This is a genomic window from Nonlabens sp. (assembly GCF_018401815.1).
In the GTDB taxonomy this organism is placed as follows: Bacteria; Bacteroidota; Bacteroidia; order Flavobacteriales; family Flavobacteriaceae; genus Nonlabens.
Genome location: NZ_JAGYKG010000003.1, coordinates 337,308 through 359,678, shown reverse-complemented (window position 1 = coordinate 359,678; position 22,371 = coordinate 337,308). Strand labels below are relative to the sequence as shown.

20 protein-coding genes are annotated in these 22,371 nt (G+C 39.5%); 15 read left to right on the top strand and 5 right to left on the bottom strand.

Annotation, left to right across the window (positions count from 1 at the left end):
* Positions 1–66: 66 nt before the first annotated feature.
* Positions 67–267, top strand: coding sequence for a hypothetical protein (locus KG732_RS13085; protein ID WP_292891890.1), 201 nt, complete (start codon positions 67–69; stop codon positions 265–267).
* A gap of 145 nt (positions 268–412) precedes the next feature.
* On the opposite strand, the gene KG732_RS08260 is transcribed toward KG732_RS13085, so the two are convergent.
* Positions 413–1,351, bottom strand: coding sequence for a hydrogen peroxide-inducible genes activator (locus KG732_RS08260; RefSeq protein WP_213522371.1), 939 nt, complete (start codon positions 1,349–1,351; stop codon positions 413–415).
* A gap of 88 nt (positions 1,352–1,439) precedes the next feature.
* Positions 1,440–1,580, bottom strand: a complete 141-nt coding sequence (locus KG732_RS08255; protein ID WP_213522369.1) for a hypothetical protein — start codon at positions 1,578–1,580, stop codon at positions 1,440–1,442.
* A gap of 193 nt (positions 1,581–1,773) precedes the next feature.
* Between KG732_RS08255 and KG732_RS08250 the strand changes: the two genes are divergently transcribed.
* From KG732_RS08250 to KG732_RS08240, 3 genes are all read left to right on the top strand, one after another.
* Positions 1,774–1,944, top strand: a complete 171-nt coding sequence (locus KG732_RS08250) for a hypothetical protein (protein ID WP_213522367.1) — start codon at positions 1,774–1,776, stop codon at positions 1,942–1,944.
* Positions 1,945–2,013: 69 nt separating this feature from the next.
* A complete protein-coding gene (gene tpx, locus KG732_RS08245; RefSeq protein WP_213522365.1) occupies positions 2,014–2,514 on the top strand; it encodes a thiol peroxidase in 501 nt (166 codons plus the stop codon).
* Entirely contained in the window at positions 2,515–2,892 is a 378-nt protein-coding gene (locus KG732_RS08240; RefSeq protein ID WP_213522363.1) for a diacylglycerol kinase family protein, read from the top strand.
* Positions 2,893–3,861: 969 nt separating this feature from the next.
* Here the strand turns inward: KG732_RS08240 and KG732_RS08235 are convergent.
* Genes KG732_RS08235 through KG732_RS08225 form a run of 3 tightly spaced genes read right to left on the bottom strand, consistent with a single transcriptional unit; the run spans position 3,862 to position 7,659 of the window.
* Positions 3,862–6,567, bottom strand: coding sequence for a carboxypeptidase-like regulatory domain-containing protein (locus KG732_RS08235; protein WP_213522361.1), 2,706 nt, complete (start codon positions 6,565–6,567; stop codon positions 3,862–3,864).
* A complete protein-coding gene (locus KG732_RS08230; protein WP_213522359.1) occupies positions 6,551–7,366 on the bottom strand; it encodes a GLPGLI family protein in 816 nt (271 codons plus the stop codon). The genes KG732_RS08235 and KG732_RS08230 overlap by 17 nt, the downstream gene beginning before the upstream one ends.
* Positions 7,360–7,659: a hypothetical protein gene (locus tag KG732_RS08225; RefSeq protein ID WP_213522357.1), complete on the bottom strand. Its 300-nt coding sequence runs from the start codon at positions 7,657–7,659 to the stop codon at positions 7,360–7,362. The genes KG732_RS08230 and KG732_RS08225 overlap by 7 nt, the downstream gene beginning before the upstream one ends.
* Positions 7,660–9,421: 1,762 nt before the next feature.
* Here KG732_RS08225 and KG732_RS08220 point away from each other — a divergent pair.
* The 11 genes from KG732_RS08220 to KG732_RS08170 all read left to right on the top strand — a co-directional run bounded on the left by KG732_RS08220 (position 9,422) and on the right by KG732_RS08170 (position 22,367).
* Positions 9,422–11,857: a DNA translocase FtsK gene (locus tag KG732_RS08220; protein WP_213522355.1), complete on the top strand. Its 2,436-nt coding sequence runs from the start codon at positions 9,422–9,424 to the stop codon at positions 11,855–11,857.
* A gap of 9 nt (positions 11,858–11,866) precedes the next feature.
* The gene (locus KG732_RS08215) at positions 11,867–12,511 is read left to right on the top strand and encodes an outer membrane lipoprotein carrier protein LolA (protein ID WP_213522353.1); all 645 of its coding nucleotides are present in this window, start codon (positions 11,867–11,869) and stop codon (positions 12,509–12,511) included.
* Positions 12,512–12,554: 43 nt separating this feature from the next.
* Positions 12,555–13,997, top strand: a complete 1,443-nt coding sequence (locus KG732_RS08210) for an LptF/LptG family permease (protein WP_213522351.1) — start codon at positions 12,555–12,557, stop codon at positions 13,995–13,997.
* Between the two features lie 31 nt (positions 13,998–14,028).
* Complete coding sequence (gene ribB, locus KG732_RS08205) at positions 14,029–15,177, top strand: 3,4-dihydroxy-2-butanone-4-phosphate synthase (protein WP_213522349.1); 1,149 nt, start codon at positions 14,029–14,031, stop codon at positions 15,175–15,177.
* Between the two features lie 88 nt (positions 15,178–15,265).
* Positions 15,266–16,081: an N-acetylmuramic acid 6-phosphate etherase gene (murQ, locus tag KG732_RS08200; RefSeq protein WP_213522347.1), complete on the top strand. Its 816-nt coding sequence runs from the start codon at positions 15,266–15,268 to the stop codon at positions 16,079–16,081.
* 2 nt (positions 16,082–16,083) lie between these two features.
* The gene (locus KG732_RS08195; protein ID WP_213522345.1) at positions 16,084–16,317 is read left to right on the top strand and encodes a DUF6095 family protein; all 234 of its coding nucleotides are present in this window, start codon (positions 16,084–16,086) and stop codon (positions 16,315–16,317) included.
* Entirely contained in the window at positions 16,317–17,087 is a 771-nt protein-coding gene (locus KG732_RS08190; protein ID WP_213522343.1) for a hypothetical protein, read from the top strand. The genes KG732_RS08195 and KG732_RS08190 overlap by 1 nt, the downstream gene beginning before the upstream one ends.
* A 168-nt stretch (positions 17,088–17,255) precedes the next feature.
* On the top strand, positions 17,256–18,959 hold the full coding sequence (locus KG732_RS08185; RefSeq protein WP_300980396.1) for an OstA-like protein: 1,704 nt from the start codon (positions 17,256–17,258) through the stop codon (positions 18,957–18,959).
* Positions 18,949–20,139 carry an aspartate aminotransferase family protein gene (locus KG732_RS08180; protein ID WP_213522516.1) on the top strand — a complete coding sequence of 397 codons (1,191 nt, stop codon included), beginning with the start codon at positions 18,949–18,951 and terminating at the stop codon, positions 20,137–20,139. Before KG732_RS08185 ends, KG732_RS08180 begins: the two co-directional genes overlap by 11 nt.
* A gap of 102 nt (positions 20,140–20,241) precedes the next feature.
* On the top strand, positions 20,242–21,633 hold the full coding sequence (locus KG732_RS08175; protein WP_213522341.1) for a tetratricopeptide repeat protein: 1,392 nt from the start codon (positions 20,242–20,244) through the stop codon (positions 21,631–21,633).
* A complete protein-coding gene (locus KG732_RS08170) occupies positions 21,630–22,367 on the top strand; it encodes a CpsB/CapC family capsule biosynthesis tyrosine phosphatase (RefSeq protein ID WP_213522339.1) in 738 nt (245 codons plus the stop codon). Before KG732_RS08175 ends, KG732_RS08170 begins: the two co-directional genes overlap by 4 nt.
* The last annotated feature ends 4 nt before the right edge of the window (positions 22,368–22,371 follow it).

The following is a 22,371-nucleotide window of genomic DNA, read 5'->3' as shown; positions in this document are numbered from 1 at the left end:
TTTAAGTCAGTCTTATAAGGCAATAACCGTTTAAAAAAAACTACTTAACCAAAAATCTTGAAAATTATGGCTAGAGCTATGTTTGAGTATACTAAAATGATACTTGAAAAAGTGAGTTTCGATTCTACACTATTTTGCAAGGAATTACAAAAGGCAGTTAGTCGTTTATTACCCTTTGAAATAAAAGAATTAGAAATTTGGATCAAACAACTGGTTTTACAACATCCAAAATTAGGATCGTGCATGACTTTATTGGAGGGATCATAACTCAAAAATGAATTCTTCAAAAAAGGATAAAAGGAATTGAAATTCCTTTTATCCTTTTTTTTATTCTAACAAGTGAACAACTTCTGCTGCATCGACCTCAAAGCCGCGGCACAAACACGTAGCGGTGAAGTGCGTCACTTCGGTATTACCTTCCCGCAAGCGGACTTATTATTTGTACATTTTGAAAAGCGATCGCTCCTTTTACCACTCCAGCAATAACGGTTCTTAATGCTTCAATAATTTGCATTTTGAGTTCGCTTTTATGGTAGATTAAACTCACTTCACGAGCTGGGGACGGGTCTTCAAAGAATCTCAAATTTGCTTTCTTATGATCTGATAAATCCATAGTGTTTAAATAAGGCAGTAAGGTCATCCCCAGCCCTTCATCGGCAAGTTTGATCAGGGTTTCAAAACTACCGCTTTCTAACATAAAACGCTCTCTATCCGTATCTCTTGAACTGCGACATAAATTTAATATACTGTCCTTAAAGCAATGTCCGTCCTCTAAAAGTAGTAACTCATCTATATTGATATCTTCTACTTTAATTTTGGTTTTTGGCTGGCTCGATAACCTCGGATCATAAGCTACGAAAGGCTCGTAGTATAAAACTCGCTCTTTGATCATTTCGTTTTTCAGTGGGGTAGCCGCAATTGCAGCATCTATACTCCCATCTTGAAGACTTTCTATAATGTTTTCTGTTGTTAGTTCTTCTATACGCAGTTTTACTTTCGGGTATTTATTTACAAAATTGGCTAGAAACATCGGCAACAAAGTAGGCATAACCGTAGGAATAATCCCTATCTTAAATTCGCCACCTATAAAACCCTTTTCCTGATCTACAATATCTTGAATGCGATCACTTTCATTAACTATATTACGTGCTTGATTGACTATTTTCCTTCCTGTCTCAGTAAGCTCGATAGGTTTTTTACTTCTATCAAAAATTTGTACATCCAGCTCGTCTTCTAGTTTTTGAATTTGCATACTCAGCGTAGGCTGAGTCACAAAAACCTTATCTGCTGCTTTGGTGAAGTTTTGATATTGGGCAACGGCAAGAACATATTTTAACTGTGTGATTGTCATGATAGATATTTTCTACAAAAATAAGGAATGTCATTTGATTTATCTATCATGATAAGCGGGTATTTCTTTTCTAAAATAAGGAGTTGCATTAACGGTATTGAGGTTGGTTTGCTTTCGCGAAAGCGAGCTTGGCACAGGTACAACTTATCAAATCCATACGTACCTTTAACCAACTTTCTGCTTCTCTAGCAGTCCTTTCAGGACGTATTCTCGCAATGATTGCAGTCATTTTTGCGCAGCATTTTTAGTCGCACACAAGCAGCAACAATATGCGATTCAAGCTCCTTTTGAAACAATTGACCTCCCACCAACAGTAACCATAACAGAACAACAAGAATTAGAAAAGTCCATTTTTAATGCCAATTGCGCTTCTTGTCATCAATAACATAAAAAAGTAGTAGGACCTCACCCAGCGTAGAGAAATGGAATGGATCTATACTTGGATCTATAAGAGTACAGCGATGATCCAATCTGGAGATGCGCAAGCAGTGGCCCAATATACAGTGTACAAGCCATCTAATAGGAAGGTGTTCCCTCCACTTTTAACTGAAGAGGTAGCCGCTATCCGGTCATGGATGGAGCTGGCTAAATAATTAACAAGACATTAAAAAAGCATCTTGAGGTTAATTGTAACTTTGATGTTTCATTTTAAAACCAACACCATGTCAACCATCACTATAGGAGGAAATGAAATAACCACTAACGGTACTCTTCCGGAAGTAGGAACTCAGGCTCCGGACTTCCAACTCAAAAAAACAGATCTTTCTGAAGCTTCATTAAAGGACTACAAAGGAAAACGCGTTATTATGAACATCTTTCCTAGTATAGACACAGACGTTTGTGCGACATCAGTAAAGAACTTTAATACAAGAGCCACTCAACTTGATAATACTGCAGTGTTGTGTATCTCAAGAGATACCCCTTTTGCCCAAAAGCGTTTTGCAAGCGATGAAGAATTAGAACATGTTGAACATCTAAGTGATATTATTAATGGTTCTTTTGGAACGGATTACGGTTTGACGATGACCTCTGGTCCTCTTGCTGGTTTTCATTCTAGAGCAGTACTAGTTCTTGATGAAGAAGGAAACGTAATTTACAACGAGCAAGTTGGAGAAATAGCAGACGAACCTAATTATTTAGAAGCTCTTAAAACTCTTTTGTAATTGAGTTTCATTAAATTCATAATCGGCAGGCTAAAGGCAGTAAGGTATGCCTTCAAAGGTGTTTTCTTACTGTTGCGCACTGAAGCCAGTTTACAGGTACAAGCTGCAATAGCTCTTTTTATGACTATTGCGGGTTGTTACTTTGGTATAACCGCCACGGAGTGGATCGCACAAACCTTTTGCATAGGCCTTGTTATGGGGATGGAAGGAATGAATACTACCGCAGAAGCTATTGCCGATTTTATACATCCAGATTTTCATAAGAAGATAGGTCATATAAAAGACATTGCTGCTGGTGCAGTGGTCATTACCGCCATTGCTTCCTGTATTGTGGGATTGATTATCTATGTCCCCTATATACAGGTGCTTTTTGAATAGAAGAAGGGCGGAATGAATTCCGCCCCTATGAATTGTGGGTTTGGAAACTCTAGAATGCCAGTTGGAGCGAGAGTCGAAAACGTCTTAATAGCAGTGATATAGAGCCCAGCAGATTCCGTATCGAGTTCGGGAATTCAGAATTTCGAGTTCGAGTTCAAAAGTTTCCGTTCCCCAACCCTAAAGGGTGCAGAAACTTTTTTTTGAGATTTAAATCAACCGCCAAACCCTTTTGGTTGCTCTCTTGGCATAGCTAAGATCGCAGCCAGTACCGATATTCTTAGGCACAAGCTCTGTTATCCCTTTTAAAAAGAAGAGCGGAATGAATTCCGCCCCTATGAATTGTGGGTTTGGAAACTCTAGAATGCCAGTTGGAGCGAGAGTCGAAAACGTCTTAATAGCAGTGATATAGAGCCCAGCAGATTCCGTATCGAGTTCGGGAATTCAGAATTTCGATTTCGAGTTCGAGTTCAAAAGTTTCCGTTCCCCAACCCTAAAGGGTGCAGAAACTTTTTTTTGAGATTTAAATCAACTGCCAAACCCTTTTAGAAGAGCGGAATGAATTCCGCCCCTATGAATTGTTTTGTCACCTGCGGTGTTCTTTTTGTTGGCGCCGACTGAAGAAGAGCGGAATGAATTCCGCCCCTATGAATTGTGGGTTTGGAAACTCTAGTTCGGGAATTCAGAATTTCGAGTTCGAGTTCGAGTTCAAAAGTTTCCGTTCCCCAACCCTAAAGGGTGCAGAAACTTTTTTTTGAGATTTAAATCAACCGCCAAACCCTTTTGGAAGGGCGGAATGAACTCCGCCCCTATGAATTGTTTTGTCACCTGCGGTGTTCTTTTTGTTGGCGCCGACTGAAAAAGGGCGGAATGAATTCCGCCCCTATGAATTATGACGTCACCTGCGGTGTTCTTTTTGTTGGCGCCGACTGAAGTCGGCTTTTTTTAATGGGAAAACCCAATGCCTCATACCTAAAATCGATACTTCACCTTAAGCAATAAGTATCGAGGTAACAATCGATAAGAAACCGTAGAGGAAGAAACATCATTTATGGAACTGGTTCTAAATTGCTCTGTATTGGTAAGGTTCCTTGCCATAAAGGAGAACGAAAACGGACTGTCTTTTATATTATATCGAGCATTCATATCGAGGAAATAATAGGTGTTATCGCCTTCGTTAATATTACCAAAGAAGTACCGCTCTGATTTGACCTGAACATCAAACTGCTCATTAAAAACAAAGTTTAAATCCAGAAACGAGTTGTTATCTACAAAAGAGTTTTTAATACCAGCCGACTCTATTTCATTCCATGTCCAAGTAGTACCTATGTGGTAATTAAAAATACCGTCAAAGGCAGATCGCATTTCTAGACCTAAATTATAGTTGGCACTTTCTACTTCTCTTAAGTTAGAATTATTAATGATGTTTTTAAAATTACGTTGCGAGTAGCCGCCTTTCCATTTAAAGTTAGAACTGATGTTACCCAAGTAATAATCCATGTTGGCATTGAGCATTATAGACTCTCTGTCTTCGATGAGAATCTTAGACGTTTGCGAGTAATTAGGTTGTAAAACAGAATTTGTAGAGAAAAAATCGTGATCTTGGGTATAACTGGCTATAAAATTGGCAAAAAACTGATCGCTCCAGTTACCTAGCTGATAATTAAAATTAAGACTGCTCGCCTCTACTTGGTTAAAACTGCCCGTTCCTTTATTAAAAGATCTAAAACTGGTCAACACAAATTGATCATACACATCAAGAATACCAGCGTTTGTTGTATTGTGTGCGCCTCCTATGCTTATTCTATTTTTTTTATTGATCTTATAACTGGCATCGAGTCTTGGATTAATGAAAAACGGTTGCTCACTTGAGCTAGTTCCTGATTGTTCCAGACTATTAAATAATTGGTGTGCGTCTAGCGATCCTGTTAGTTTTACATCGCTCCATTTGTAAAGGTATTTCCCTTTCAAGTACAGGTCATTGACACGGTATCTGGTATCATTTTCATAACCTGGCGTGGGATTGATGGTGTTTCCGCTTTCGCGAAAGCCTAACTTATTTTCTAACCGATCTTCTCGATATTCATTCCCTACTTGTACTTCTAGCAAGTGACCGTTTTCTTTGCGATCCAAATAATGAGCGTTAAAACCGGCGTAGGTCATGCCATTTTCTAGATCTTGAAAAACAGATTCTGGTTGTGGTGTCGTATTGAACAAATCCTGAAAGAAATACTGATTCACATCATATCGCTGTGGTGCTTTTTCATCAATAAATCTACCGGTAATGAGTATCACACGCGCGTCATCAAGTCTATTCGTATAAGTGGTAATATGATCCAGTCGCTGGTTTGCTGCGGTAAGCGATTCTAGTGTAGAAACACCATTGAATACTAAATTACTACCTGCATCGTTGCCTCTATCGCTGTAGGAAGTTATGGACTCTATACTTGCGGTTTTAGAAATATCATAATTGAGCTGGAATTTACCAAAACTGGTCTGGTACTTGTTGCGCAATACATAATCTTCGGTAGTAGTGAAATCAGTATCGTTTGCAAAAAAGCTATTGGTGCTGTTTCTAAAAAAGTCCTTCTCGTCCCAATTAAAAAAGCCTATGGTTTTTAGTTTTAGTTTTTCGCTTGGGTTAAAAATAGCGTTGAGCGAAAGCAACTCTGCGTTATTAAAATTTGAACGACTGGCTTTAAAGTTATACAATCCAGCTTCTAGACTCAATAAATTGCTAACTTGCTCGCCATCTCCTACACGACCAGGTTCTTCATAGCGAATAGGATTGATAAGAGTACTCACATCTCCTGTGGCTTCTTGACCAGTAGAGTTGGCATTTCCTAAAAAATAGAATTTATTCTTTTTACCAAAGCTCATTAAATTAAACCGTGCTTGATAAAAAGAATCACCTTCTAGATCTTGACCTATTTCTACATTACCAAACCACTGGCGTTTGGCATCTTCATCTAGAGTAAGATTCAAAGCGACTTTATCACTTTCTTCTACTCCTTTTAGAAGTTTATTATTTGAATAGTGTTGAAGGATCTCAATTTTGTTGAGGGGCTTTACAGGCATATTTTTAGTGAGGATTTTATAGCCTTTTTCAAAAAAGTCATCGCCTTGTACCATGACTTTTTCTACCTCTTGATTACCTATTTTAATCGTGCCATCTGCTTCTACAATGAGACCAGGGATTTTTTTAAGTAAATCTTCTACCACTTCTTCATTGCCTTGTATAAAGGCTTTGGCATCTATAATAATGGTGTCTTTCTTAATACGTATAGGCAAGTCTGCATTAATGATAATTTCATTGAGCTCTAGTTGTTGCTCTTGCATGGTTACGTTAATGGTGATCTCTTCCTTAACATCTATAATATTGATAGTAACTGGCGCAGCTTTATAGGATAAAGAAGAGATAGTAAGAAAGTGTGCGCCAGTATCTTCTGGTTGGATGTTATAAAAACCCAGTTGATCTGTTTGTGTAAAAGCCACAATACTACTGTCTTGTGCGGTTTTAAGAATCACCGTTGCAAAAGCCACTGGTTCTTTTAATTCATTTACCGCAGTACCAGAGATTTGTGCATTGCTTATAAAGCATAGTAAAAATAGAAAAAGACCACTTAGGGTCTTTTTCTTTGAGTTAAATAAATATTTGAACTTATTTTTTTTCTTCATCAACTAACTGCCATTCATAAAACAATTCTAGAGTAGTTATAACTCGGGACACTTTTGCTGTGGATGCAGCTGCTTCAGAATCTACTTCTCGTATTCTATTCATAAATTTTGCTTTCATCTCTCTTAGTTTCTTTCCCATTTTAGCATCTTTAATTTCAAGAAATGACTTTAAGCTAATTGTATCTGCAAAATCGAAACTGTCAAATTTTATAAAAGAATCAGGTCTCTCTGTATACTCTATTTTTTTTGCTTCAAAAATGAAAACGTCATCATGACTTTTAGCATATAGTATTGCTCCTGGAAGTCCGTTCAAATTGTTAGGCCCAATATTACAAGGTATGGAGGTTGTAAAATAGGCTATTATATTTCTTCCCCTATAATTTGTAGTGGCTTTAGAACAAGTATACTTACCTATTGTACTTTTTTCTTTTGTGATATGCCATTTAAGCTTAGGAAGTGAATCTACCACGTTATAGCCATAAGTATTATCAGCCTCACCATCATTCGTTAAATGATAATCCAAATAAGAATCTATTTTACCAATATGATAAGAGTAATAATTTTTGTAATAATTATCATCACTTATTTGATATGTAGAATTGGAATTGATTTGTTCTTTAAATTCATATTTATAGGTTTTATCATCAACGAATAAATCAAATTTACTTACAACCGAATTAATTATCATCGGATGATTGAACTTCACCTCATAATTAATTGATAAAACTTTATCATTTTGAGAATAAACATTCCAACTAATTAAAGTGTAGAAAAAGAGAAAGAATATCCTATTTAACATCCTTTTTCAGCAGCTTTCAATTCTTCCACAGTAGTAGAATTTAACATTCCAGCACCACTTTGACAATCATTTGAATCGTAGGTGCCATAGCCGTTAGTCATTGTTGAACAACTACCCGCTGAGCTTGAATAAAATTCGAATAATACTGGTTGACCATTCACAGAACCAACAAATGAACAGCTAGACTGGCAAAAGAAATCCTCTTCAACCACCAATTGTTGATCATCAATGATATCAAATGATGAACTCCACATAAATACTCCAGCAAGTGCTGCAACAACTAATTTTCTCATAATTAACCTGTTTTAAATGATTCATGTAGAGCACTAAGAAACTAAGAAACTAAGAAAAATCCTACTTTATATCGAATTATTTTCTTAATGAGGTGTTTTTTAACTTAAATCCCATCCCAACCTTCCCTGAGGGAAGGAGCTTTTTTAAAACAAATAATAAAGTTCGATTTCCATATTCAGTATTCTTTAGTCGGTGTTAGATATTCAAAATCCCATCCCAACCTTCCCTGAGGGAAGGAGCTTTTTTAAAACAAATAATAAAGTTCGATTTCCATATTCAGTATTCTTTAGTCGGTGTTAGATATTCAAAATCCCATCCCAACCTTCCCTGAGGGAAGGAGTTGGAATCCTGCTTTTTTTAGTTGATTAATCATGAAGCCATAATTGAAACAGCCACCAGTTCATTTCTTCTCGTTTTTTTATCTTCTAATTGCCACTCGTGAAAAAGTTCTAGTAAACCCTTGTTGTAAGAATCCGCGGTTACCGATGCCTCTGATTCTTTAGAAAAAGAGCGGAATGAATTCCGCCCCTATGAATTGTGGGTTTGGAAACTCTAGTTCGGGAATTCAGAATTTCGAGTTCGATTTCGAGTTCGAGTTCAAAAGTTTCCGTTCCCCAACCCTAAAGGGTGCAGAAACTTTTTTTTGAGATTTAAATCAACCGCCAAACCCTTTTAGAAGAGCTGAATGAATTCCGCCCCTATGAATTGTGGTGTCACCTGCGGTGTTCTTTTTGTTGGCGCCGACTGAAAAAGGACGGAATGAATTCCGCCCCTATGAATTGTGGGTTTGGAAACTCTAGAATGCCAGTTGGAGCGAGAGTCGAAAACGTCTTAATAGCAGTGATATAGAGCCCAGCAGATTCCCTATCGAGTTCGGGAATTCAGAATTTCGAGTTCGATTTCGAGTTCGAGTTCAAAAGTTTCCGTTCCCCAACCCTAAAGGGTGCAGAAACTTTTTGAGATTTAAATCAACCGCAAACCTTTTAGAAGAGCGATGTTCCCTATGTTGTGGGTTTGGAACTAGAATGCCAGTTGGAGCGGTGAAACGTCTTAATAGCAGTGATATAGAGCCCAGCAGATTCCGTATCGAGTTCGAATTCAAATTTCGAGTTCGAGTTTGAGTTCATCAAAGCCCCCAACCCTAAAGGGTGCAGAAACTTTTTTGAGATTCAAATAACCGCCAAACCTTTAGAAGAGCGGAATGAATTCCGCCCCTATGAATGGTGTCACCTGCGGTGTTCTTTGTTGCGGACGAAGAAGGGCGGAATGAATTCCGCCCCTATGAATTGTGGGTTTGGAAACTCTAGTTCGGGAATTCAGAATTTCGAGTTCGAGTTCGATTTTGAGTTCGAGTTCAAAAGTTTCCGTTCCCCAACCCTAAAGGGTGCAGAAACTTTTTTTTGAGATTTAAATCAACTGCCAAACCCTTTTAGAAGAGCGGAATGAATTCCGCCCCTATGAATTGTTTTGTCACCTGCGGTGTTCTTTTTGTTGGCGCCGACTGAAAAAGGGCGGAATGAATTCCGCCCCTATGAATTGTTTTGTCACCTGCGGTGTTCTTTTTGTTGGCGCCGACTGAAGTCGGCTTTTTTTTAATGGGAAAACCTAATGCCTCATACCTAAAATCGATACTTCACATGATGCTGCTTTTTCCATAAACACTCTTTATTGAAACCAATAATAGCGCTGTTAACTAATAACTAACAACTACTAACTTCATTAACGCGCAATATTCTTATTTTTGTCCCTTCACTATAACACATGACGAGTAAAAAAACTACATCCAAGAAAACTACTGCAACACCTAAAAAGCCATTACAGCTGCCTAGTTTAAAGCTTAATAGATTACAAGAAGTAATCATAGGAAGTGCGCTAGTAGTAATAGGTTTGCTATTGCTTTTTTCTTTTATCTCTTATTTATTCACTGGGACGCAAGATCAAAGTGTGTTACAAGAATTAGGAGCGCGCACCACACCAACTAAGAACTGGATCAGCCAGCTAGGTGCCTGGCTAGGACATGTTTTTATTTATAAAGGTTTTGGAATCCCAGCCTTTTCTATTGCGGTACTCACAATTATTTCAGGAATATTTTTATTTGCCAGTGGCGATAATGCGTTCTCGCTTTCGCGAAAGCGGATATCTAATCTATGGTTTTGGGGTCTTTTATTGCTCGTATGGACTTCTATCTTCCTCGGCTTTTTTCATAAATCCAATGCCTTATTGGGCGGTAAAGTAGGCTATGAACTCAATGACTTTCTGCAAGATTATTTAGGATTGCTTGGTGCCGTACTGGTCATGGCGTTTATTGCTATTGTTTATTTGGTATTGCGTTTAAAATTAACTCCAGAACGCATCAGTGCTTATTTTTCTAAAAAAGCAACTGAAATTAAAGAAGGTTTTGAAGCTGTAGAACGTACAGACGAAGAAAGTGATTGGAAAAAAGCAACTCTAGAAGGTAATTATGAAGATGCTGCCAACACTGAAGAATTCCCTGAATCTTCTATAGACCTTTCTGAGGGTGCCATGGAACTCTCTGTTCCAGAGGAAGAGGTTGCATCAGAGCCTTTTTTTAAAAAAACCGTTGCTCCAAAAGATGAGAACGATATAGGTATGGAAATCGAACAGCTCATCGATGAAGAAGAGCTGATTGACAGTAAAGCTTCAAAACTAGTAGAAGATTTTGGCGAATTTGATCCTACCTTAGAATTGAGCAACTTTCAATTTCCGCCAATTGATCTGTTAAAAGATTATACCAAAGGAAAGACCATTACCATTAATGAAGAAGAGCTGCAAGTCAATAAAGACCGTATTGTAGAAACCCTCAAGAATTATAAAATTGGTATTGCCAAGATTAGCGCTACCGTTGGTCCCACCGTCACCCTTTATGAAATTGTTCCTGAAGCGGGAATACGGATTTCAAAAATTAAAAGTTTAGAAGATGATATTGCTTTATCTCTGGCAGCGCTAGGAATACGGATCATCGCCCCTATACCAGGAAAAGGAACCATAGGTATTGAGGTGCCTAATAGGGATCCTTCTATAGTATCCATGAGATCTGTAATTGCATCGCCAAAGTTTCAAAATGCCGAAATGGAATTGCCTATAGCTTTTGGAAAGACCATTTCTAATGAAACCTTTGTGGTAGATCTGGCTAAAATGCCGCACCTGCTTATGGCTGGAGCTACAGGACAAGGAAAGTCGGTGGGTCTCAATGCGATTCTTACTTCCCTGCTCTATTCTAAACATCCCGCCGAAGTTAAGTTTGTACTGGTCGATCCTAAAAAAGTAGAATTGACCTTGTTCAATAAAATAGAACGACATTACCTGGCCAAATTACCGGACAGTGAAGATGCCATTATCACGGACAATTCTAAGGTGATCAATACCTTGAATAGTTTATGTATTGAGATGGATCAGCGTTATGATATTCTAAAAGATGCCATGTGCCGCAACATCAAAGAATACAATACTAAATTTAAAGCGCGTCAACTTAATCCTGCAAATGGTCATAAGTACTTGCCGTACATCGTACTGGTTGTAGATGAGTTTGCCGACTTGATCATGACCGCGGGTAAAGAGGTAGAAACTCCTATTGCTCGACTGGCTCAACTCGCTCGTGCGATAGGGATTCATTTGATCATTGCGACACAACGACCATCGGTTAATGTGATTACGGGCATGATCAAGGCCAACTTTCCTGCGCGAATTTCCTTTAGAGTCATGCAGAAGGTAGATTCTCGTACCATTTTGGACAGCGGTGGTGCCGACCAATTAATAGGTCGTGGAGACATGTTGTATACCGCTGGAAATGAATTGATACGAATTCAATGCGCTTTTGTGGACACTCCAGAAGTAGAGAAAATAACCGACTTTATAGGCGGTCAAAAAGCCTATCCTGAAGCACATGTACTTCCGGAGTATATAGGGGAAGAAGGTGGCATAAGTATTGATAATAATATAGAAGAGAGAGACCCTAAATTCCAAGAAGCTGCAGAAGTGATCGTAGTTGCCCAGCAAGGGAGTGCCTCGTTGTTGCAGCGCAAATTAAAATTGGGTTACAATCGCGCTGGTAGAATTATAGATCAACTAGAAGCAGCAGGTATTGTAGGTGGTTTTGAAGGAAGTAAAGCCAGAAATGTTTTAATTCCAGATCTTGCCTCTCTAGAAGTATTTTTAAAAGAAGAAAGCAACAATTAAAGTCCCACCATGAAAAATTACCTATTCTCGGTTTTTATGCTCTTCGCTTTCGCGAAAGCAGCAACAGCACAAGACCCTCAAGCAAATCAATTGCTGGATGAAGTCGCACAAAAAATCAAATCCTATAACAACCTATCCTTCACTTATAAAGGAAATTTTAGAAATCCAAAATCCGGCACCGATATGGACGTGCAAGGTGATGCCCTAATGGCAGGTCAAAAATACCAAGTCAACTTTTTAGGAACTACCTACATATTTGACGGTAAAAAGCAATATGCAGTTAACTCTGAAGATCAGGAGGTAAGCATTTCAAAAGTGAGTGCCGATGATAATCAACTGATCACTCCTTCTAACATTCTTACTTTTTATGAAAAAGGATATGCCAAAAAGTGGGATATTATTCAAAATGAAGGCGGTAGAAAAATACAATTTATAAAATTAATCCCTATAAAATCTAGCTCGGAGTACAAGAGTGTTTTATTAGGTATAGATGTCAATACTAAGCACATCAAAAAAGCGATCATTACAGAAAACTCTGGAACTGTAGCTACATTTACTTTAAAATCTTTAAAAACCAACCAGCCTTTACCTAAGAGCTCGTTTACATTTGACGCCGCTCAATATCCCAATTGGGTCATTCAAGAAATGAATTGATGTTGTTTCATCCAAAATTACATTCACCTATATTCGATATCATTTGAAGATATTAGATCGTTACATAGTAACTCAGTACCTCAAGACCTTTGTAAGCGTCTTTGTGGTGTTAATGTTTATTCTTATTCTTCAAGCCATATGGTTATACATAAAAGAGCTCGCAGGAAAGGACCTCGACGTGGCAACGATTGTAAAGTTTCTTTACTATTCGACTCCAGTAGCCGTGCCTATCGCCTTGCCTTTAAGTGTTTTACTAGCGGCTATTTTGGTGTTTGGGAATATGGCAGAGAACTATGAGTTTGCGGCGATGAAGTCTAATGGTATTTCTCTGCAAAGAGCTATGAGATCACTAACTATTATTATTCTAGGAATAGGGATTACTTCATTTCTTTTTGCTAATTCTGTTATTCCTTGGGGCTATTTAAAACAGAGAAATTTGCGTGGTAATATTGCTAAGATGAAACCGGCTATGGCCATAAGCGAGGGAAGCTTTAATCAACTGGGAGATATCAACATCAAGGTTGCCAAAAAGTCTGGTGAAAACGGTGAATTCCTAAACGATGTCATCATACACAAAAAGAATCCTAGTAAAAATGGTAATTATACGGTTATAAAAAGCAACCGAGGAGAGTTAAAAAGTTCTTTAAAGTCTAACGTGATACAGCTGGTTTTAGAAGAAGGCAATTACTATGAAGATTTATACCTGACCCAACCCAAAAAAGCAACTAGCTCCCCTTTTATAAAAAGTTATTTTGATAGTTATACCCTAAATATCGATGTGTCCAAATTGAATCAAGTCGATCTCAGTGAAGAGTCGGTTACGGATAACCACAGAATGCTTAAAATTAATGAACTCTACAATCGCATTGATACTTTTTCATTGGCACTGACCAACAATTATAAAATCTACAGAAACAACCAGCATAATACTTGGGCTCCCAACGTCTTAGATACCAGAATAGCCCTCGACAGCATAAAAGAAACCCCCGAAGACCTATTAGCTTCCTTAAAAATATTTGACCAACGCAGGACCTTAGACGTGGCCATGTCAAAAATGCGCAGTCAGCGAGCTGCTGTTCAAAATCGCGTCTCACAAATAAAAGGAGAAGAATCTCGGTTGTCAAAACACGAAATAGAAATTCATAAAAAATATGTTTTAGGAGTGGCCTGCGTCATCTTGTTTTTTATTGGCGCACCACTAGGAGCTATTATAAAAAAAGGCGGAATGGGATTACCTCTCGTAGTGGCTACTTTGTTTTTTCTGACCTATCACTTTATAGGTATTTTTGCAGAAAAAGCGGCAGCTGAAGGTGCTTTTCCTGCCTGGATTGGAGCGTGGATGAGTACGATTATTATATTTCCTATGGGCATTTACCTCACGTATAGAGCCACTACAGATCAAGGAATTTTTAGTAACGAATTCAGCTTTACCCAACTCTTGACCACCTTTAAAAAACACCCAAAACCTCCTAGTGCACCGGCTTAATCCTTATCTTTGCAGCAAAGGATTAAGGTTTATGATTACCGAAGAAAAAACTTCTCAAGCGATTCAGTTGGATCGAATTGAAGACGCCATAGAAGCTATTAGAAATGGAAAAGTCATCATTGTAGTCGATGATGAAAATCGAGAGAATGAAGGAGACTTTCTAGCGAGTGCGAGATCTGTGACTCCAGAAATGATCAATTTTATGGCTACTCATGGACGAGGGTTGATCTGTGCTCCTCTTACACCATCCAGGTGTAAAGAATTAGAGCTTCCTATGATGGTCACTAATAATTCTGATCCTATGGAAACCGCTTTTACGGTATCGGTAGATTTAAGGGGACATGGTGTCACTACTGGAATAAGTGCCAGTGATAGAGCCAAAACCATACAAGCCATCATTAACAAAGACACACAACCTCACGACTTAAGCAAACCAGGTCATGTATTCCCGTTAAGAGCAAAAGATGGTGGGGTACTGAGAAGAACAGGTCATACAGAGGCTGCTATTGACTTTGCACGACTTGCCGGTCATGAGCCTGCAGGAGTTATTGTAGAGATCATGAATGAAAACGGGACCATGGCACGCCTGCCTGAACTGGTAGAAGTTGCCAAACAACACGACCTGAAATTGGTATCTATTGAAGATTTGGTCGCTTATCGCATGAAACACGACAGTCTAATCGTAAAGAAAGAAGACTTTATGTTAAAGACGCGTTTTGGTGAGTATCGCCTGCGTGCTTATCAACAAACCACCAATAATCAAATTCATGTTGCCCTGACTTTAGGAGAATGGAAAAATGATGAGCCCGTACTTACCCGTATGAATTCTACGCAAGTAAATAACGACCTCTTCTCTACCCTAACCAGCAATGCCGACCGTAAAATAGACGCCATGTTTGATCTTTTAAACAAAGAAGGAAAAGGTGCTATTGTTTTTATCAATCAGCAATTTGAACCAGAGAATATGCTGGGCAGGTTAGAAGAACTTAAATACCTACAAGAAAATGGGGGTCTCAAAGCATCTAGACGTAATTTAGACAACAAAGATTACGGGATAGGAGCTCAAATCCTTCACGATTTGGAGATCAGCAAAATCCAGTTGATGACCAATTCTGAACAGAGCAAACGCATCGGAATTATAGGATACGGACTAGAAATTGTCAAAACGGTTTCCTATTAAGACAGGCCTGCTTCTGATTGTTTGTTGTTATAAAAAATAAAAAAGGGGGTGCTCCTAGTTCAGGTGGCCCCTCCGTAAAACGATTCTTATGACCTTCCAAAAAATTACAGAACAAGAATCTCATTACCATGATCTGGAAAAGATGAGTACGAGAGCTTTATTAACAAGCATTAATAAGGAAGACCAAACGGTGGCCCTTGCCGTAGAAAAAGTGATTCCTAACATAGAAGCTTTAGTAGGGGTTATTGTTAAAAAAATGTCTAGTGGTGGCCGGCTTTTTTATATAGGTGCGGGAACCAGTGGCCGACTAGGAATAGTAGATGCCAGTGAGTGCCCTCCTACTTTTGGCGTAAGCGATGATACCATCATAGGCCTTATTGCTGGAGGAGACCTTGCGATAAGGAAGGCAGTAGAACATGCAGAAGACGATGCGCAACAAGCTTTTAAAGATTTGCGCAACTTTAATGTCAATCCAAAGGATGTGGTGGTAGGTATTGCTGCAAGCGGCACCACTCCCTATGTTATAGGCGGGCTGGAGCAGTGCAATAGCCAGGGCATCACCACTGCCTGCATTACTTGCAATGTAGGCAGCCCTTTGGATCAAGTAGCTTCCTTTCCTATTGCGGTGTCTGTAGGTCCAGAGTTTATAACCGGAAGTAGTAGAATGAAAGCTGGAACCGCTCAAAAAATGATTCTCAATATGATCAGCACCAGTGTTCTGATACAATTAGGTCATGTAAAAGGGAATAAAATGGTGGATATGCAGTTAAGTAATGACAAACTGGTCGATCGCGGCACCCGCATGATTATGGAAGAGATTGGAGTAACCTATGAGATAGCACGACAATTACTGCTTGATCATGGCAGTGTAAGAAATGCTATTGCCCAACAAGGACTTTGTTAATTATGAAACAAACATCAACTGATAGAGAAGTTCTCGTAAAAGGAATTAAAAGACTTGCACTAAGTGTTTTATTTCTTTTTTCTGGACCTATTCTTATTTATATAGGAGCTGGATCAGCGCATCCTATTATATTTTTAATGCCTGGAGTAGCCTTTGCTATCTTGGCGGTAGTTTTTATTTTCCAAGGCATCAATTTGATTTTAGATTCCATGTTCCAATCCAATAAAACCAGATAATGTACAACGCTCTATTATTTTTTCTCTTCCTAACACTAGTAGGATGCCACACCTCTAATGACAAAAAAGAGGTTCCAGAAGCAACCCGTTCTGCGACTGCGGTTATTTTAGAAAATAAAGTCCACAACCCCGATTCCATCACTGGCGGTATTAACATTATGGGATATTTCGTCGAGCCTTCCTTTGCAGGGGTTTTACAAAAAGATGGAAGTTTTAAAATCGAGCTGCCTGCAGACTTTGATCAAACAACAGAAAAGGCTTTTAAGGCCTATAACGCTTCTCCAGTTGCCACCTATCAACTCAAGTATTCCACCGCATTGGAAAGCTTTCCCAACGCCGATGAATTGTCATTTACAGGAAAAGAGGTGCCGCTAGCTTTTGCTGGTAAGTATTACAGATTTGAAGTCAGCGGTTCCAATAGAAGTGCCTATATCTATCCTGCTTCCAGTCAGAATTTTACAAAATACGTGATCGGCACTAAGGATGCGGTACCAGAAACTGGACATCTTTATTATTACCTCTATGCCACAGCCGCTTTTTCCATAAAAGGCAGCTTAACTACAGAGAATATATTTGAAGACGGCACCGAGGCAACCTACCAAAGAACTGATGACTATCATCTTAAGATAAATGAAGGCTGGAATTTGATACGTTACGAAATCAATGCGTTGACCGAAAGTGCTATAGGAACCAGAACCATCTCAAGATCTAACGTTTTTAATGAACAATTAACCCACCAGCCAGATACGTGGTTCCTGAGCGCCAAGTAACAGCAGTTAGGCGTTATGGTTATTGATTCTTAAAGAAGTTTATTTTTAAAGCATGTTTGGAACGGCCAAGCTACAACTACATGCTTCTATAATGCTTATAGTTCCCTGACGACTTCTATCTGATATGTGGTTATCATTTTGTAATTTTAAACACCAAAAAACGAGTATTTGAAAAATTTAATTGGCCTTCTTGTAGCATGCAGTATGCACTTAGGTATCAGTCAGCCAACAGCAAACGATTCTTTGATTAAGGTAAGTGGAGGTGGCTTTAGCCAAATAAATGAAGCCCTATTTCCTGGAGCTGTTGTTTATGCTGGAACTGGCAACAATCAAGTATATGTGCAACACAAAGGAATTCAAATGTGGTGTGATCGTGCTGTGTTTTATCGCAAGGATAATTTTATAAGGATTTTTGATCATGTGCGCATGAATCAAGGAGATTCTATAAAAATGAGTGCTACCTATGCCGAATATAACGGCAAAACAGAATTTGCTTTTGCCAGTGGCCATGTGGAGATGAACAACCCTGGCACTACTTTAACAACTGATAGTTTATTTTTTGATCGTTCCAAACAGCAGGCGTATTATCGAAGTGGTGGTACGGTAACCGATACTGCTAGTACCCTAAAAAGCAGGATAGGACGCTATTTTATAGCTGAGAACAGGTACCAGTTTCTAGAAAATGTAACAGTGACCAATCCCGAATATACTATAGACAGTGATCACCTTAATTTTTATACCGAAACAGGGCATGCGTATATGTATGGACCCTCTATTATAAAAGGAACAACGAGTACGGTTTATTGCGAACGAGGTTTTTACGACACCCGAGCCGACGAAGGTTACTTTATCAAAAACTCTAGGATAGATTACAACAACCGTACAGTAACAGGAGACAGCTTGTACTTTAATAGAGGGAGGTCTTTCGCGAGTGCTACCAACAATATTGTAGTGACCGACACCATCAATAAGTCCATCATCAAAGGACATTATGCCGAGGTGTTTCGAGCAAAAGACTCGGTTTTCATCACCAAGAGAGCCGTTGCTATTTCTGTTCAAGAACAAGACAGTGTGTATATACACGCTGATACATTGATGGTCACTGGTCCCGCAGATGACCGAATCGTACGAGGCTTTTATGATGTAAGGCTGTTTAAAAGTGATTTAAGCGGCAGGTGTGATTCTATCATTACCAGACAGCGTACCGGACTTACCAAGATGATTACCCAACCGGTTTTGTGGAGCGGTAACAGTCAAATGACAGGCGACAGCATACATATTCAAAGCAATACTAAAACAGAGAGACTCGACAGTTTACACGTGTTCTACAACGCTTTTATTATCGATCAAGACAGCAGTGGAGGTTTTAATCAGATCAAAGGAAAAGAGCTGCTAGGCAAGTTTAATGACTCCAGTGCGCTTGAGGTGGTGCACATCAACAAAAATGTAGAGAATCTTATTTATTCTCGTAATGAACAACAGCAATTAATAGGCATTAACAAAGGAACCAGTGGCCGAATGGAAGTTCTTTTTGAAGCCCAAGAGATGTCGGTGATCACCACCTTCGACCATGTGGAAGACATCACCTACCCTCCAGAGGAGTTGCCAGAGAATGCGCGTACTCTAAGAGGTTTTATCTGGCGTGGGGACGAAATAATAACAACAAAAGAAGGCTTATTTAAAGGACAACCAGTTCCGGTACTTCCCGCTATTCAGGGCATCCCCTTACCAAAAATAGAAGAAGACTTTTTTAAACAAGACCAAAAGTTAGAAATTAATAAGAATTCCAGGTTAAAAGGAAGCGATTTACAAACCAGAGCTAGCGACACGGCAGATGGCATTAGAAAAAAGAAGGCAGGCCATGAAGGATGATTTTTACCAGTATCAAGCGCAGACCACACCTTATGCTCCAGGAATGGAAATCGATCATGCAAAAGGAAATTATATTTACGATCAACAAGGTCGTCGCTACTTAGATATGGTAGCAGGAGTAAGTGCATTACCACTAGGTCACTGCCACCCCGTGATCGTAGCAGCCATAAAAAAACAGGTCGACAAGTACATGCACGTCATGGTCTATGGAGAGTATGCACAAGACCCTTCGGTGCAATTGTGCAAAAAAATCGCCTCGTTACTACCTGCTCCATTAGAGACTACTTACTTGGTGAACAGTGGCACCGAGGCTATTGAGGCTGCCATGAAGCTGGCGCGCAGTGTAACGGGTCGTTCTCAGATCATAGCGATGAAAAAAGCCTATCACGGCAATACCATGGGGTCCTTAAGCCTCATGGATTATGAAGAACGCAAAGCTCCTTTCCGGCCCTTACTGCCCGACATCACACACATCAACTTCAACTGCCTGCAGGACTTAAAGTGGATCACCACAAGCACCGCTGCCGTTATTATAGAAAGCATTCAAGGTGGGGCTGGGTTTAAGATACCAAGTAAGATATGGATGCAAGAGTTGAGTAAACGCTGCAAAGACATGGGTGCTTTACTACTTATAGACGAGATCCAGCCTGGAATTGGTCGTACGGGAAGTATGTTTTATTTTACGCAACATCAGATCGTTCCAGACATGGTCATTACGGGCAAAGGGCTTGCAGGGGGGCTTCCTATAGGAGCATTAACTGCCAGCAGGGAACACATGTCGCACTTCAAGCAGTCGCCTATGTTGGGGCATATAACGACTTTTGGAGGGCATCCCGTCATTGCTGCGGCAGCACTTGCCACCTTGACAGAAATAGAACAGGGCGGGTATATGAACGAGATGGCGGTTAAAGAATCTCGCTTTCGCGAAAGCTTACAACACCCAGCTATACGAGAGGTACGAGGTAAAGGCCTGATGCTAGCTGCCCTGCTCCCAGACGATACCTATACTGCTTTAATCGTCGAAGAATGCAGACGCCGGGGGGTGATTTTCTTTTTATTGCTGTATGAAAAAAGAGCCATACGCATAACCCCTCCCTACAGCATTAGCCTTTCTGAAATTGATTATGCCTGTACGATACTGCTCGAAGTAATCGAATCCTTTTACGCACCAGCGCCATAACAGCCTGTGTTTATAAGTTGTTGACAAGACACCGCCCAATTTTGCGGCGGCTTTGACAAAAAAATAGAACTTAGTAGAACAAAAATTCTAAATAGGAGGGGTATGAATTTTGATTTAAATAATGACGGAGGGTTAAGCATCAAAAAGTTTGAGCTCATGTTAACATCCAACCGAATTGGATTCTTTGACAGTGACGAGTTTGATGAAATAATAGAGCACTACCTGGAAGAGGGTAAAATGGCATTGGCTCGTAAAGCCATACAACTAGGAATCTCTCAGCATCCCACTTCGGTTAATTTAAAGCTCTTTAAAGCAGAGGTATATATATTTGACAACCAATTTCCTCAAGCAGAGCAGTTGCTCCAGGAGCTTTTTGAGATGGAACCACAACACCCTGAAATCTATATTCAAAAAGCCAACATCTTTTCCAAGACCGAACGCCACGATCAAGCTATTGAGCTTCTTAAAAAGGCGTTGGACCTGACGTTGGATCACGCAGATGTGTATAATTTAATAGGCATGGAATTTCTGTTTTTAGACGATTATTCCAATGCTAAGGTCAACTTTATGAAATGTCTAGAACTCGATGATACCGACGACTCGGCGCTGTACAACATTATCTATTGTTTTGATTTTCTAGAAGAACACCAGCAAGCCATAGACTTCTTACATTTGTATCTGGATAAGAATCCTTATAGTGAGGTGGCCTGGCATCAAATAGGTAAACAATATTTTGACTTAAAAATGTACGAAAAAGCCCTTTCTGCATTTGAATTTGCCCTTATTTCCGACGATCAATTTATAGGGGCCTACTTAGAAAAAGGCAAGGTCCTAGAAAAATTAGGCCGTTATAACGAAGCTATTGAAAATTATCAAATCACACTGACTTTAGACGACCCTACCTCCTTTGCGTATCTTCGGTTAGGGAAGTGTTTTGAAAAATTAGGGGTGGACGACAAGGCGGTAGCGTACTACAACCAGTGTGTTCAAGAAGATCCATTACTGGATAAAGGCTGGCTGGCTTTAGTTCATTTTTACACCAACCGACTGGACTATCAAAACGCCTTGGATTATATAGAACAAGCCACCGATATAGATGCCGATAACGCCTTGTACTGGACCAAGTATGCCGACATCAATACACAGCTTAATTTTATAGAAGAAGCCGAATACGGGTACCGGAGAGCATTAGAACTAGGTAATTACGAGCTTTCTACCTGGATCAAAAGAGCCGACTTGCTGCTGCACCTAGGGGAAATAGATAGTGCTGTTTCTACTCTAGCTAGTGGCTTGGATTTTTATCCTGAAGAAGTAGCCTTAGAGTACCGCCTTGCCGGGCTTTATTTTAAAAAGGGCGCCATACTCCAAGGGAGCATTCACCTGCAAAATTCTTTAAAAATAAATACAAAACAAATTGCGATCTTGGAAGAATTATTCCCCATAGAATATCAACTGCCCGAAGTGCAACAGCTGCTAAAACGCTTGAATTCATGATTTTTTTCCACAGATCGGTGTACCTCATCGACTTTTTAGAAGGAATTACCGACATTCATAACCACCTGTTGCCGGGTATCGATGATGGAGCTCCTGATCTAGAAACTACGATCAACATGATTCAGGCCATGAAAGATATAGGAGTGCGTAATGCGATTGCTACACCACATACGATGGAGGATTATTATCAGAATGATGTCGCCTCGATTACTGCCAACTTTCAAGAAACAACCAAAGCATTAGAGGCTACGGCTGCCAGAGGTTTTATACGCAACGCCGCTTCCGAATACATGATGGATGGGCAGTGGAATCAACTGATAGAAGAGGGAGCCTACTTGTGCCTGCACAAGAACTACCTGCTTACCGAGCTGTCCTATTTTCAACGTCCTGATCCTTTGGAGACTTGGGTATTTAAGATGTGCCAAAAAGGACTGATCCCTATTTTGGCGCACCCAGAACGTTATGCTTACCTGCATTCCGTGAATCGCTTAACAGATTTAAAAAATAGAGGTTTTGAACTGCAACTCAACCTGCTGTCGCTTTCGGATCATTATGGTGAACAAGTACATGCAAAGGCGATTTCCCTTTTGGACAAAGGCCTGTATGAATACTTAGGGACGGATGCGCATCACCTGACTCACTTAGAAAAAATCAAGAACATCAAGATCAAGAAAAAACATCTTCCCTCCCTCAAAAAGCTTGTGGAACACCACAAGCAGGTATTTGATCTTTAATAAA

What these genes read in the sequence shown, in the direction of transcription:
- KG732_RS13085 (WP_292891890.1), top strand. Translation starts at nt 67, where the DNA reads ATGGCTAGAGCTATGTTTGAGTATACTAAAATGATACTTGAAAAAGTG.
- KG732_RS08260 (WP_213522371.1), bottom strand. Translation starts at nt 1,351, where the DNA reads ATGACAATCACACAGTTAAAATATGTTCTTGCCGTTGCCCAATATCAA.
- KG732_RS08255 (WP_213522369.1), bottom strand. Translation starts at nt 1,580, where the DNA reads ATGACTGCAATCATTGCGAGAATACGTCCTGAAAGGACTGCTAGAGAA.
- KG732_RS08250 (WP_213522367.1), top strand. Translation starts at nt 1,774, where the DNA reads ATGGAATGGATCTATACTTGGATCTATAAGAGTACAGCGATGATCCAA.
- tpx (WP_213522365.1), top strand. Translation starts at nt 2,014, where the DNA reads ATGTCAACCATCACTATAGGAGGAAATGAAATAACCACTAACGGTACT.
- KG732_RS08235 (WP_213522361.1), bottom strand. Translation starts at nt 6,567, where the DNA reads ATGAAGAAAAAAAATAAGTTCAAATATTTATTTAACTCAAAGAAAAAG.
- KG732_RS08230 (WP_213522359.1), bottom strand. Translation starts at nt 7,366, where the DNA reads ATGTTAAATAGGATATTCTTTCTCTTTTTCTACACTTTAATTAGTTGG.
- KG732_RS08225 (WP_213522357.1), bottom strand. Translation starts at nt 7,659, where the DNA reads ATGAGAAAATTAGTTGTTGCAGCACTTGCTGGAGTATTTATGTGGAGT.
- KG732_RS08220 (WP_213522355.1), top strand. Translation starts at nt 9,422, where the DNA reads ATGACGAGTAAAAAAACTACATCCAAGAAAACTACTGCAACACCTAAA.
- KG732_RS08215 (WP_213522353.1), top strand. Translation starts at nt 11,867, where the DNA reads ATGAAAAATTACCTATTCTCGGTTTTTATGCTCTTCGCTTTCGCGAAA.
- ribB (WP_213522349.1), top strand. Translation starts at nt 14,029, where the DNA reads ATGATTACCGAAGAAAAAACTTCTCAAGCGATTCAGTTGGATCGAATT.
- murQ (WP_213522347.1), top strand. Translation starts at nt 15,266, where the DNA reads ATGACCTTCCAAAAAATTACAGAACAAGAATCTCATTACCATGATCTG.
- KG732_RS08195 (WP_213522345.1), top strand. Translation starts at nt 16,084, where the DNA reads ATGAAACAAACATCAACTGATAGAGAAGTTCTCGTAAAAGGAATTAAA.
- KG732_RS08190 (WP_213522343.1), top strand. Translation starts at nt 16,317, where the DNA reads ATGTACAACGCTCTATTATTTTTTCTCTTCCTAACACTAGTAGGATGC.
- KG732_RS08180 (WP_213522516.1), top strand. Translation starts at nt 18,949, where the DNA reads ATGAAGGATGATTTTTACCAGTATCAAGCGCAGACCACACCTTATGCT.
- KG732_RS08175 (WP_213522341.1), top strand. Translation starts at nt 20,242, where the DNA reads ATGAATTTTGATTTAAATAATGACGGAGGGTTAAGCATCAAAAAGTTT.
- KG732_RS08170 (WP_213522339.1), top strand. Translation starts at nt 21,630, where the DNA reads ATGATTTTTTTCCACAGATCGGTGTACCTCATCGACTTTTTAGAAGGA.